This is a genomic window from Thermogemmatispora argillosa, assembly GCF_059696725.1.
The window spans coordinates 4,455,185-4,468,348 of record NZ_AP019377.1 but is presented as its reverse complement, the minus strand read 5'-3'; the positions used below and the strand labels follow the sequence as shown (position 1 = coordinate 4,468,348).

The window sequence follows — 13,164 nt, the reverse complement described above, 5'->3', positions numbered from 1 at the left end:
TGGCTGCCCCTGGCGTCAGCCAGCTAGCTCCGCTCATTGATCAATCGGCTCCAGTCAAGGAAAGCTGCTCCCAGGTTACCCCAATGCCGCCGGTCCCCTCGCTGGGAGCAATGGAAGAGGGTAGAAACAGCTCTTGCGTCTCGATAGCCGCAATCTGCTCGCTGCCAGGGGGCAAGGCTCGCAGGAGCAGGCGCATACCATCGAGAACACCAGCCTCGCCCAGCGTTTCTTCTGGGGCCAAAGGATCGTGAGATCCTTCAAGAAAGAGCAGCCACTCCGCGCTGGCTTCATTGGCTGCTGCCTTCGCCCCCATGCCCGCAATGGCTGACCGCGCTTGCCTGGTAAGGGTAGCCGCTGGAGAGACGCATAACTCACACAGGAAAGGCAATAGCTCAGCAACTGCACTATCTGCAGGAAGCTCCAGATCAAGCGTGCGATCCGGCCCTATGACAGTGACCAGCACCTTGTTACGCATCGTTGTTCACTTCCTCCGATAAGGCAGTCCAGGGGCTTCGCTCTCAGGCCGCCTCGGCCAGCCGTCTCCTCAGAGAGCAGTGGCGGCCTCCTTGGAACCCTGCTAGAGGCCGCCGAGAAGTAGACATTTGCGAGGGGAAGGCTTACAACCGCCGCGGCCCTGGTTTATTCGTAGCCGCTGAACTTGGAAGCCATGAGCTGGTCCAGCTCGCTTAAGGCCTGTGAGCTGCCCTGCAATCCCTCTGTGAGCCGATGGAGATCGTTGAGGACAGCCATCAAGTGGGTGTTCCAGGTGTTCATTGCACTCTGGTAGGCAGCACTACCACGGCCAAACCAGTCAGCTTCAAGATCGGCCACGGCAGCAGTGATGCGTTTGGAGGCATCTTCAAAACTAGCAAGCTCCGAGAGGAATCTCTGAGCGGTAGCGTCCATCTGGTGGGTACGACCGCCAATCAGATCTCCCTGTGAAGACATCGTATACCCTCCTTAGCTTTGGCTACAAACAAACGAGCAATCAGTCAAGCATTGGCACAAGGTTCGGCAAAGCAATCAAGCAAGCCTGACAGGCAAGGCCCAGCCTGGCACGGGCTTAGGATGCATCACCCGCCTTGCTTGCTCGTTCGTTTTCTTGTGCCAGGAAGAAACACTTTACCCACCCTGCTGGCTTACGAAGCTCTCCTATCTTCGGCCTATTTAAGCACCCAAACTTACCAATTTAAGGACTACTTCGCAGTATCGCTTCGAACTAAAGGATACCTATTTTCCCCAGATAACGCAATGCGACTACACGAAAATTGAATAGAGTGTCATGGCCCATGTCGCCAGTTCAGGACACTCAGCAAGGCTTGAGGAGGCCCATGCCTGATCGAAGAGATAAAGCAAGTCTCTACTAAGAGAAAGCAGTACCTCACGCACCGCTCTCCAGAGGGGAGTCTGAGTCTGTTGCAATTCATGGGGATGAAACAGTGTTTCCGCATGATCAGCCACATGGGCACGGACCCGCGGCTCCCACCAGGTCAGCATCTCAGTGAGGAGCACCGCTCCGGCGAAACGATCGCCCTGGGGACACCACTGGCCCTGACGCGGGAGATTGCGATGCTGATAGCCTGGTGAACCCCAGCTTACTTTCTTAGGCTGAGGCAAGCCCGGGGCGTAGAGGCCTTCCAGGTCCAATAGCTGCACGCCGCTGAGCTGTGGTGTGAGCAAGATATTGGCCCCGGCGATGTCACCGTGCGCCAGGCCCCGAATTTCGAGGTTCCACAGTACCTGCGCCGTGGCCAACGCTAGTTGACGCGCCTGCTCGAAGGTGTAGTCTACACTGGCCGCCTGATCTAACATCAGCCCGGCCCAGGTCCGTGCTTCAATCCAGGGCATGAGCATGGCATACTCCAGCTCTGGAAATGCCTCGACCGCCTCTGGATAGTGGGCCCGCGTGAGACAGATACGATACCCCAGATAGAGGCCCGGCAGATGGGCATGGCGCTGGAGCACTTCCGCGACACGGACCAGGTGCGGCCCTCGATACGAGGCTTTGAAGACCTTGAGTGCGCAGCGCTCCTGTGTATCCAGGTTGCGTACCTGATAGACTAATGCTTCTCCCCCCTCTAGCGCAAATACCGTTTCTTTATCCTCTGGTATTAAGGGATGGGGCATGAATTCAAAATATGATGATCCGATCCGCAAGAACATGCCAGGAAACGGTTGGAAGCGTGTCACCGCTCAAACTCCTTCTTCTCTCGCATTGCAAGTTTGCCGGGCCTGCGCGGATGGCCTTGGCCGGGTTGGGAGCTTTGCTATGCCTGGCCTGCTGATCCTCTTTCTGCCCCACCACAGAGCGCTTGCTAGTCGGGCCGCTCGTCCTGTGGCAGCCAGTGCAGATCAAGTGCTGTCATATCATCGTTTTCAGGCAACAGGAGTAGCTCGCGGGCGCGCGTCTGCAATTCGTCATCATTCAGCTCAGTCAGCGACGAGGCCAGAGGGAGCAAACCATCGGTATAGACAATCAGACGCTCAATAGTTGAGAGGCCCATGCTCCAGGCATTCAGCAGCCCACGCGAGCCACGGGCTGTCGACCAGCGTCCCTCATCGTCGCTACTGCCCCCCAGCGTCAGGGAATGTTCGCCTGTCACGAAAAGGCGGGCCGTGACGTTGCCCATCCAGCAGAGGAAAGCCTCCATTGGGCGAGCCACCTGCAGCTCTGTCTCCCAGGGCGCCAGAGCGATGCGTCCGGCGAGAAAGACGGTTTCGCTGCCGTAGTCCTCGCGCAATTCTTCTAGCACCTCTCGCACCAGGGCTGGCGTGTCAGGGGCCAGGGGCAGCCGTCTGAGTTCTTCTTGCGCTGCCTGGGCCCACTCATTCATGCGTTGACGCAGGCGGGTGGCAATGGCCTTGATCGGCCCGGTGAGGGCGTCGCGCTCTTGTAACCAGGCCACCAGGGCGCTCCCTAGATAGTGAGCGGCAAAATCGCCGCGGTACGAGCTGCCCACGCCATCGCAGACGCAGAAGTAGAGGGTTGAGCCATCAGTGCTGGCTACCACCTGAGCGTAATCCTGATTGACCAGCTCTTGGGTCTGAGCTTCGCGGCTGCGCAGCGAAAGCAGGCGTAGGGCCACGCGGTTGTTAATGGTTCGCGAGGCAAAGTACTCTCCTGACTGGCCTGTCTCAAAGCAGAAGCTGGTTTGGGCAGAGCGCTCTGTCCGCTCAGCATCCTCAGATAGCATTGGTCGCTCCTTCCTCTGGTGCAGGAGAGCAATGGCTATTTGAGCTGGGTTGCCGTTGAAATGGTAAAGGCCAGACGCACAAGATCCGTATGGACCCCAGGGAAGAAGAGGGCTGCACCCGGCTGCAGATTGTAGCCATAGTTGTTGATGTTTTGGCGATAGATTTCAGGCATCGGAGAGGAGAGCGAGAAGAGAAAGCGTGCATAGTCGTTGGTGAGCTGGCTCGCTCGGGTGACCCCTCCCCATTGCCGCCAGTCCCGGACTGGCATGCGCAGCATTTTGTCGGCTACGTAAACATTTTCGACCAGTACCGGCCCGTCGCGTACGGCCATCGCTTGAATGCGTCGCACAATTGGGGTGGGATCGCTCGCTGTGATCAGGGCATCCGTCAGGTGGCAGACCAGGGGAGCCGGACAGCTATCAAATTCTATCAGGTGCTGCTGGAGCAGCCTCTCTACTGCTGCAAAGCCCACCGCGGTGTCAGTCTCGCCTCCGGCGCTGATGACGGGTACGCCGTGCTTGACTAGCTCGGGCAGGTCACGAATACCTCCCAGGATGTCAACGACCGCTGTGCTATAGGCGAGAATGGCTACTTTGTAGCGTCGCTGGACAATGCCATCGCGAATGGAGCGTCGTACCATGTCCTTGATCGCTTCTTTCAAGGCCCGGTTTACCAGCCCCATTTTGGTGGTAGTACCACAAGGGTCATTCATGGAGTGGCTGGCATCGATGAGGTAGATGACCAGGGCCGGTGTGAGGGAGGTCGCCGGCTGCGTGTAGTACATCGTCGTCTGCCTCCTCTCCTTTCCAGAATAGTCAGGCCAGTCGGGATCGATCCGCCTATTACCAGGTCGGTCCCGCGTGTTACCAGAGACATGGCCTTTAGAAATACCCTCAGCTTGAATATGATACCACACCATGTTATACTCACAGAGATGTTCTTGCTGGTTAAGAAGAGCTATATCCTATGCCAAAGCGAGGACACGTTATGAGTTCTCCCGGCGTCTTCATCTGTCATGACCTTGATGCGAAGGCTCATCAGGAATTGCAAATTCTCACTCGCTTGCGCCAGCGGCTTGAGGAAACAGGGGCTACCGTCACAGTATATCCAGGCCGCGCTAGCGACGATGGCTTTCTTCCCTTTTTGAATCAGACATTGCCCGATCTTCAGTGGTTCATTCTATTCCAAACTCCTACCACGGCCCAGTCCTATCAGGTACGGATGGCCGTAAATACGGCGCTGAAGCTGTTAGAACAGCACCGCTTACAGGGTGTGGTGCGCTTTCTGGCAAGCGCCGATGGGTCTCCAGGAGAGGTGCCTGCAGAGTGGACCGCCCTGCCTACCTTCGATGGCTCGTATGACTACCCGCGCGCGATTGAGAAGCTGGTACTTACGCTGGAGCAGGACCGGACGCATTTACCGGTGAGCGCTCCTCCCCAGGCTGTGCAAGCCTTAATGGCTACACCTTCGCCTGGCCCTGCTCCTGCAAGTGGTCCTTCAACGTTGACCAGTCTGCGTTCGCCAGCTCAGGCCGATTATGATCGTCCTCTCCTTCCTCCTAATAGGCTCGCTCCCTTCGGCGGCTCTTTTAGGGACTTCTATTTTGGAGCGACTGAGCGCGGGCGGGCCATTATTGGCCTCTCGTTTTTATTGGTCGCAACTCTGGTCCTCGGTACCGTTATGGCGCTGCTTTTGACTCATTCGTCACAGACCCCAGCCACCGGCAACGTTACCATCAGTTACGGGCGCCTCCAGTTCTTCAATACTGGCCTGACCGGCGCTGATAACACTACTGGTATCTGCGATGGCCTCGATATCCATCTGCAGAATCTGGGGACCCCTCAAAGTGGTCAAAGCTTCTATGCCTGGTTGCTGCGCGATAAAAGTCAGCTCGGGGGAGCTTTGCTGTTGGCGAAGTTTACGCCGGTTCATGGCCGGCTCGACCTGCGCTATACCAGTCCCAATCACCAAAATTTGCTGGGAAGCTATAGCCGCTTCTTGATTACGGAGGAAAGCGCCTCCCTGACGCCCGATTCACCTACCGCTGATTTAACGCGCTGGCGCTATTATGCAGAGATCCCCCAGGTTCCTGATCCCCAGGCTGAGACGGTGGGGAATACGACGGTTCACTATAGTAATCTGGACCATCTAAGACATCTACTAAGCGGTGAACCTCAGCTAGATCAGTTGTCGCTTCACGGTGGATTAAGCGTTTGGTTCTTCGAGAATGTGAGCAAGATCTTTGAGTGGGCCTCGGCCGCGCGTGGTACCGGCGTTCCGCGCGATGCCGCGGAGATGCATAATGCGCTGGTGAAGATTCTGGACTATCTCGACGGCACGGAGCTGGTGGCTCAGGATGTCCCTCGCGGAACACCTATTCTGGTTGATCCTACGGTGGGACGCGTTCCTCTGCTCACCCTGGATGAGAAGGCGCTGCCGGTGCCTGGCTATATCCGTCATATCGAGCTAGATCTGATTGCGCTAACAAGCTCGCCTCACTCCACTGCAGCTCAGCGCCAGCTCGCCGGTCAAATCGACGCTGAGCTGAACCGCGTGAAGGCCAACCTCGATCAGGTTCGTCAGGATGCGCGCCAGTTGGTCAACATGTCGCCTAAGCAGTTGCTTGCATCTTCGACCTTTCCTCTGCTTGACGATCTGCTCAGCCAGGCCCGTACAGCCTTCATCGGAGAGGTCAATCCTGCTACCGGCATTCGTAGCGGCGGCGCCGTTTGGATTTTCGACCATATGCCAGAGCTGGCCGCCCTCAACGTGACACCATATAAAGCTTGATGACAAGCCCGGGTGAAGTAGCGCTGCCCCACGCTCTCCCTTCTCGGCTGCGGTCATCAGCAGGTTGGCAGGGGACAGCCGTCTCTTCTGCCCGGGTTGGGATCTGTCCCCCGCTCCTGCCAGGCGCTCAGGCAGACAAGATCATTTGTGGAAACAAAGCCTCCGGTCTCAGGTCGGCCCCGGTGCGAGCGCTGGCCGAGCGAGGCGCCGAGTCGGCTGCGGCAGGTACCTGGGATGGGCAGACGAGCGCTTGTTTCTACTCAGGCTACGAAGGGAAGAAGGGAGAGCTAGCTAGCACCCTGCTTCTGAGGCCGAGCAGGAGTGCAGACCCTTGAGGCTGAAGAAAGGGGAAAATGAGCAGGCACAAGAAAGGGGCAGCTAGAGGTCATGGGTCTCGCCTGCCTCTTCGTCTAATTCGCCACGGTCGATAATCGCTTCGCGCTCATCGAGCATCCCCGGCAAGGGATCGATATACATTGTGCGGCGCACCAGATCGACCTGTTTGATTACCTCTTTGATGGCAGGGATAAGGGCCTGCCTGCCATCTGGCATGCGGATCGCGTAGACATCGTTGCTTCCAGTCAGCCAGATCTCGGTGATTAACCCCACCTCCTGACCATCGAGGGTAAAAACACGTAAATTCAGAATATCGTGTTGATAATATGAATCGGGAGGTAGAGGGGGAAGCTCGGCCAGCGGTATCTGCAGCTCGCGATTCCGCAGAGCCTCGGCAGCCATCAGCGAATCGAAGCCTTGCAACTTCAGTAAGACAAGCCCGCCCTTATAGGGACGGACGTGCTCGATGCGATGGCGCCGGGGAGGGAAACCACAATAGACAGCCTCTAGCTGCGCGAAACGATTCGGCAGGTCACTCATTGGCAAGACCTTGACCTCACCGCGCAGCCCGAAGGGGGCGATCACTCGCCCCACGGTTGCCCATTCAGTATTGCCCTGCATAGAACTGGCTGCCATTGCCCGCTTAATGCATCAGGGTGGAGTGCTCAGTGAATGAATGAGCCAGACGGGAGAGACAAGACCAGACCAAGACCGGACTAAACAACCTTCAGGGAAGTATGACGGCCTTCGCGCGTCCCCATAGCGCGCATCAATGTGCGCAACGCCTTGGCCACCCGCCCCTCTCTCCCGATTACCTTGCCGTAGTCCTCGGGCGCCACGCGCAGCTCAAGGACCACCGCTTGACGATCGTTGCGTACCTCGCGCACCTGCACCGCCGCCGGGTTATCGACCAGCGACTGTGCAATATATTCTACCAAGCGGCGCATCGAAGAATTTCTGACGGCCATAGCTACTCTGCCTTACCAGAGGAAGCGGAACCAGCCTTCGCCGCAGCCTTCATCTGCTCGAAGCGCTCCAGGACCCCAGTGCGCTTGAAGAGCGAGATCACGGCATCCGAGGGCTGCGCTCCATTCTGCAGCCAGCGCAACGCCTTCTGTTCGTCCACCTGCACCGCCGCAGGCTCGCGCAGGGGATTGTACCAGCCGATATTTTCAATAATGCGCCCATCGCGCGGCGAAGGCGCATTAGCTACCACAATACGATAACTGGGCGCCTTCTTCTTGCCCACTCGCATCAAACGAATCTTAACAGCCATGCTTTCCTCTTCTCACCTCTCCCCAGTGGGGAAAGTCCTCGACCGTACTTTCTCGCTCGCTAGCCCGATCCGACCAGTGTACGTTTTCAGTCCACCACCTTATGAAGAGCTAGCGCCCTCATTGCAGAGAAACCACGCCCACAACGTGCCCGCCAAGCCCTCCGCTAAGCGACGTCGGCCTGCGCCTCCTCCCCTCATCTATCTTGCCTGGCCATGTGGTCTAGAGAGCACATTACACCCCGGCCACGCCGAGGCAAAAGAGAGAAGGTGTCGACGCTGTGCCGCTGCGTAGCGTAGTTGTAAATGCTGGGCAAGGCATAGAACATGGCCCCAATGGCGTCATCAGGATAGCACGGGCAGCAAATTTTGTCAACAGGTGAGGGCCCTACCCCACCGGCTTAAGCTGGAGCCTCCTCAGAAGAGGCTCGCTCGCCAGGCCTGGCCGGCCAAGGCTCCTTTCAGGTAGCAGGCGACCACCCATGAGCAGGGTGAGCTAAGGGAGCAGTTGAGTTACGTAAGAGTCTTTCACGCCCGTTGCTGAAGAGGCGGACCACTGACGGCATTTGTTGCGCCTACAAGCCTCCCCTGCTGGCAAGGGACAGCCTTGGCCCCAAGCGCCCAGCATGCCCAACCAGCCAGCCCCCAGAATAATGGCCAGAGCGGCAGGCTGCCGCTGGCAGCAAGTGTCACCCGGCTGGAAAGGAGGCTTTCAGCCCGGTTGCTCTCTGCTATAATGAGGCGCGAATGCAGAGTATGAGGGGGCATAACTTGTTCATGCGCCGTACAAAGATTGTCTGTACTATCGGGCCGGCCAGCAGCAGTGAGGAGCGGCTTGAGCAGCTGATGTTGGCCGGTATGAACGTCGCCCGTCTCAATTTTTCTCACGGAAGCCACGAGGAGCACGCAGTCGTGATCGAGCGCATTCGACGCCTCTCGACACGGCTGGGTTGGCCTGTAGCCATCTTGCAGGATCTACAGGGGCCCAAGATCCGCGTTGGTAGTCTGCCGGGCGGGCAACCGCTGCGCCTGGTTTCAGGGAGCCAGGTGATTGTAGCGACACGCCTGCCGGCGACGAATGGGGAGGGTGCTCCTCTCGACGAGGAGAGCGCCAGGTTGCCGGTGATCCCTACCACGTACGGGCTGCTCGCGCAGGATGTCAAGCCCGGCGATCGTATCTTGCTCGATGATGGCCTGATGGAGCTGCGTGTACTTGCCAGCGACGGCCTTTCAGCACGCTGCGAGGTCGTTCACGGGGGCTTACTTAAGGAGCACAAAGGCATGAATTTGCCAGGGGTGACTGTCAGCGCGCCCGCGCTGAGCGAGAAGGATCGCGCAGATTTACGCTTTGGCGTGCAGCATGGCGTCGACTATGTGGCTCTGAGCTTCGTACGTCGACCGGAGGATGTGCTTGAGGCGCGCCGTTTTCTCCAGAGTCTGCAGGCGGAGATGGCCGCCAAGGAGGGTCATCGCCAGCATGCTGGCGATATTCCTCTTATTGTCAAGCTGGAGAAGCCGGAAGCTGTGGCGCGTCTCGATGAGATTCTGGAGGTGGCCGACGGGTTGATGGTGGCGCGCGGCGATCTGGGAGTCGAGATGTCGCTAGAGAAGGTGCCCCTGATTCAGAAGCGCGTCATTGCCCGCTGTAATGAGCTGGGCCTGCCAGTGATTACGGCCACGCAAATGCTGGAATCGATGGTAACTAATCCTACTCCCACGCGCGCCGAGGTCGCTGATGTCTCTAATGCTCTGCTCGATGGTACCGACGCCGTGATGCTGAGCGCCGAGACGGCCAGCGGCTCCTATCCGGTGGAAGCGGTCGCTATGATGGTACGCATTATTCAGGAGACAGAGGCCGATGATCGCACCGCTCAGCCCCCCCAGTGCCGACGTCTCTCTCAGGAGCATGCCGTAAGCCATGCGGCGCGCGCCCTCTCTGAGGAGGCCAGTGTACGCGCGATTGTGGTCTTTACACGCTCAGGCAACTCGGCCCGCTTGATCTCGAAAGATCGACCGCGCCGTCCGATTTTGGCCTATACCCCCTCGGAGCGAGTCTATCGCCAGTTGGCTCTGTGGTGGGGAGTCTGGCCGCGTCTGATCGAGATGCATGGGACGACTGAGGAGCTGATTGCTACTGTTGAGCGGCGTCTCTTGAGCGATCATTTGCTCGCTGAAGGCGAGCATGTGGTGATTATGGGTGGGCTGCCGGTGGCCAGTCGGGCCCGAACCAACTTTGTGAAGCTGCATCGTATCGGTGAAGGGCGTGCCTCTGACTAGGTCAGGTCAGCCTTGGCTAGCTTCTTTTTGACCTGCCTCCTCCGCAGCGGTGCCCTGCTCTTCTGCCTTCCGACGCCGGCGAGACAGGGCAACAGCAGGCAGGCTGAAGCGCGTTTCGTTTGACATCGTCGCTGAATAGGACTATACTGGAAAACATCAGACCAGCGCCATCGGCTGCGGCGGGTAATAGCGATGTTATCCCGCCGCGCCTTATTGCAACGGGGCAAGATATGGCACGTACCGCCTGGCTGGCTCGGCTTTTGAGTCCTGTTTCAGGAAGAAGAGGTGTGCATGACTATTCAGCAGGAAAAGAACGCAATCCCCGTTCCCCAGGTTGAGCCACGGGCTCCGATTCCTAAGCAGAATCTGCGCATTCCCGGCCCCACCGTGGTGCCGGATGAGGTCTTGGCTGAAATGGCCCGCCCGATGATCAACCACCGCGGGCCGGAATTCGCTGCTATTCTGCGCCGTGTGACAGCACGGCTGCAATACTTTTTCCAGACGCGCTCACCTGTGTTGACCTATCCAGCTTCGGGCACTGGTGGCCAGGAGAGCGCCGTTGTTAATTTGTTCTCCCCAGGCGACCATGTGGTGGCGATCACGATCGGGGCTTTCGGCAATCGTTTCGCCCGCATTGCCGAGGCTTATGGGCTGCAAGTGAGTCGCATTGAGTTCCCCTGGGGTGAGGGGGCCGATCCCGATGTGGTGGAGAGCCGTCTGAAAACATTGCCCCCCTACCGTGGCGTGCTGGTAACCCATAATGAGACGTCGACGGGAGTAACCAACGATATCCAGACGTTGGCCTCCGTGATCAGGCGCCATAATCCTGATGCTCTGATCGCGGTCGATGCCGTTAGTTCTCTGGGCTGCATCCCGCTGGAAATGGACCTGTGGGATCTGGATGTGGTCTTCACGGGTTCGCAGAAGGGCTGGATGTCTCCCCCGGGAGTGATGATGATCGCGGCCAGTGAACGCGCCTGGGAGGCTAATAAGCGTGCCAAGCTACCGCGTTTCTACTTTGACTGGGCCAGTTCGCGCAAGAAGCTGGAGGTTGGTCAGCACCCGACAACGCCGGCGGTCTCGGTCTTCTATGCGCTTGATCGCGCTCTGGAGCTGATGCTTGAAGAGGGGCGCGAGGCAATCTTTGAGCGCCATCGCCGCGCTGGCGAGTATGTGCGCCGCCGCGCTCGTGAGATGGGCCTGGAGTTGTTCGCTAATCCGCGCTATGCCTCGAATACGGTAACGGCGGTCCGTCTGCCAGACGGTTTCAATACAAAGGCCTTCATGAAGGCTCTGCGCGAGCAGGATGGCGTTGTTCTCGGTGGCGGTCAGGAGCACCTGGAAGGTAAGATTTTCCGCGTCGGCCATTTGGGATACTTCCGCGAGGAGGACCTGGCCGAGGCTATGGATAAGGTGGAGCAGCGCTTGCGCTCCTTCGGCTTCACAGGCCGCTGAACGCCGCTGCTGGAAGAGGGGAGCAAGGCTATGGTGATGGCTGAGGATGCACAGCCTGCGCAGCCCGCGCCGACAGAAACAGTGAGAATTTTGATCGCCGATCGCATTGCGCAGGAGGGCGTCGATTTCTTGCGCACGCATCTGCCAGAGGCGACCATCGATGTGCGTACAGGCCTCTCGCCCGCTGAGCTGTGCGCGATCATTGGTGACTATGCCGCGCTTGTCGTGCGCAGCGAGACCCAGGTCACACGCGAGGTGCTCTCTGCCGGCAAGAACTTGAAGATCGTGGCGCGCGCCGGGGTGGGGGTGGACAATATCGATTTGGAGACAGCGACCCGCCTCGGCATTATGGTGGTAAATTCTCCGCTGGGAAATGTGGTGGCCGCTGCTGAGCATACCATCGCGATGCTGTTGGCCCTTGCGCGCCATATTCCCGCCGCCGACCGCAGTATGAAGGGCGGCAAGTGGGAGAAGAGCCGCTTTCTGGGCAGCGAGGTCCGTAACAAGGTGCTGGGTATTATTGGCCTGGGAAAGGTCGGGAGTGAGGTGGCGAAGCGCGCCCGTGGTCTGGAGATGGAGGTGATCGCTTTTGATCCCTATGTCTCGTCAGAGCAGGCCAGCAAGCTGGGCGTGCAGATGACCACCCTCGATGACCTGTTACGCCGCGCCGATTTCGTAACAGTCCATACCTCTCTGACGACAGGGCCTTCGGGAACACGCGGCCTGATCGGGGCTCGCGAGTTAAGCCTGATGAAACCTAGCGCTCGCCTGATTAACTGCGCGCGTGGCGGTATCATCGATGAGGAGGCCCTGCTCCAGGCTCTCAAAGAGCAACGCTTAGCCGGAGCCGCTCTCGATGTCTTCAGTCAGGAGCCGATTCGTGATCATCCCGTTCTGCGGGAATTGGTTGGTCACGAGCAGGTGGTGGCGACTCCTCACCTGGGCGCCTCGACCGAAGAGGCTCAGGTTGGGGTGGCTCTCGACGTCGCCGAACAGATCGTGACGGTCTTGCGCGGTGGCTTCCCGCGTGCTGCGGTCAATGCGCCGTTGATCCTGCCTGAGACTCTCAAGGTTCTTCAGCCCTATATGACGCTGCTGGAGAAAATGGGTCGCCTCTACACGCAGCTCCAGCCGGGTCCACTCCACCGCATTGAGCTGTCTTACAGCGGCGAAATTACGGCCTACGATCTGCGCCCGCTGCAGGCCGCGCTCATTAAGGGTTTGCTTGAACCGATCTCAGACGCCCATGTTAATATGATCAATGCCCCCTTGCTGGCCAAACAGCGGGGCCTGGAGATCACAGAGCAGAAGTCACCGACTTCCACTGAGTTCGCCAATCTGGTGACCCTCCGGGTCCTGGATGTCAATGGTCGCGCTTCCTTCGCCGGTCAGGGCGAGGGTGAGGCTGAGCGTGTTGAGCTGCTCAGTGGTACGGTGATGCATGGGGAACCGCGTATCGTGCGCGTGGGTCGCTATTGGACAGAGTTTGTGCCGGAGGGCTACATTCTCTTCTGCCGCAATCCCGATCAGCCCGGCATGATCGGGCGCGTGGGGACTATTCTGGGCAAGGCTGGCGTTAATATCCGCCATATGGATGTCGGCCCCATTCAGCGCGCCCCACGTCCACGTCGCCCAGGCGCCAAGCCCGATATTGCTCTGATGATTATCTCAGTCGATGATCCAATCCCTGATTGGGCGCTCGAAGAGATCCGCGCCTCTGGCGATATCTTTGGCTTGACGGTGGTCAATCTCTGAGACACCGCTCCTCGTCTAAGGTCAGGCCGCTAGCCCACCGGTCGAGCGAGCCAAGGTTTGTCTCTGCCCCACGAAGCATAGGC

At 58.7% G+C, this 13,164-nt stretch carries 12 protein-coding genes; 4 read left to right on the top strand and 8 right to left on the bottom strand.

All coding sequences use genetic code 11. The features are described from left to right. Positions 1-40 precede the first annotated feature (40 nt). The 5 genes from AC6H1L_RS17565 to AC6H1L_RS17545 form a co-directional block, all read right to left on the bottom strand. Positions 41-475: an EsaB/YukD family protein gene (locus AC6H1L_RS17565; RefSeq protein ID WP_497598765.1), complete on the bottom strand. Its 435-nt coding sequence runs from the start codon at positions 473-475 to the stop codon at positions 41-43. 164 nt (positions 476-639) lie between these two features. Then, complete coding sequence (locus AC6H1L_RS17560) at positions 640-948, bottom strand: WXG100 family type VII secretion target (protein ID WP_497598764.1); 309 nt, start codon at positions 946-948, stop codon at positions 640-642. 309 nt (positions 949-1,257) lie between these two features. Further along, positions 1,258-2,190, bottom strand: coding sequence for a serine/threonine-protein kinase (locus AC6H1L_RS17555; RefSeq protein ID WP_497598763.1), 933 nt, complete (start codon positions 2,188-2,190; stop codon positions 1,258-1,260). 125 nt (positions 2,191-2,315) lie between these two features. After that, on the bottom strand, positions 2,316-3,194 hold the full coding sequence (locus AC6H1L_RS17550) for a protein phosphatase 2C domain-containing protein (protein WP_497598762.1): 879 nt from the start codon (positions 3,192-3,194) through the stop codon (positions 2,316-2,318). 35 nt (positions 3,195-3,229) lie between these two features. Beyond that, positions 3,230-3,979: a hypothetical protein gene (locus tag AC6H1L_RS17545; protein WP_497598761.1), complete on the bottom strand. Its 750-nt coding sequence runs from the start codon at positions 3,977-3,979 to the stop codon at positions 3,230-3,232. Between the two features lie 182 nt (positions 3,980-4,161). Between AC6H1L_RS17545 and AC6H1L_RS17540 the strand changes: the two genes are divergently transcribed. Further along, a complete protein-coding gene (locus AC6H1L_RS17540; protein WP_497598760.1) occupies positions 4,162-5,985 on the top strand; it encodes a hypothetical protein in 1,824 nt (607 codons plus the stop codon). Positions 5,986-6,363: 378 nt separating this feature from the next. On the opposite strand, the gene rimM is transcribed toward AC6H1L_RS17540, so the two are convergent. The 3 genes from rimM to rpsP form a co-directional block, all read right to left on the bottom strand. Then, positions 6,364-6,942, bottom strand: coding sequence for a ribosome maturation factor RimM (gene rimM / locus AC6H1L_RS17535; RefSeq protein WP_497598759.1), 579 nt, complete (start codon positions 6,940-6,942; stop codon positions 6,364-6,366). Positions 6,943-7,037: 95 nt separating this feature from the next. Continuing rightward, a complete protein-coding gene (locus AC6H1L_RS17530) occupies positions 7,038-7,289 on the bottom strand; it encodes a KH domain-containing protein (RefSeq protein WP_112428083.1) in 252 nt (83 codons plus the stop codon). Positions 7,290-7,291: 2 nt separating this feature from the next. Further along, complete coding sequence (gene rpsP / locus AC6H1L_RS17525; RefSeq protein ID WP_497598758.1) at positions 7,292-7,597, bottom strand: 30S ribosomal protein S16; 306 nt, start codon at positions 7,595-7,597, stop codon at positions 7,292-7,294. 744 nt (positions 7,598-8,341) lie between these two features. Here rpsP and pyk point away from each other — a divergent pair. From pyk to serA, 3 genes are all read left to right on the top strand, one after another. Further along, positions 8,342-9,871, top strand: a complete 1,530-nt coding sequence (pyk, locus tag AC6H1L_RS17520; RefSeq protein ID WP_497598757.1) for a pyruvate kinase — start codon at positions 8,342-8,344, stop codon at positions 9,869-9,871. Positions 9,872-10,162: 291 nt separating this feature from the next. Continuing rightward, complete coding sequence (locus AC6H1L_RS17515; RefSeq protein ID WP_497598756.1) at positions 10,163-11,326, top strand: pyridoxal-phosphate-dependent aminotransferase family protein; 1,164 nt, start codon at positions 10,163-10,165, stop codon at positions 11,324-11,326. 36 nt (positions 11,327-11,362) lie between these two features. Continuing rightward, complete coding sequence (gene serA / locus AC6H1L_RS17510; RefSeq protein ID WP_497598755.1) at positions 11,363-13,081, top strand: phosphoglycerate dehydrogenase; 1,719 nt, start codon at positions 11,363-11,365, stop codon at positions 13,079-13,081. The last annotated feature ends 83 nt before the right edge of the window (positions 13,082-13,164 follow it).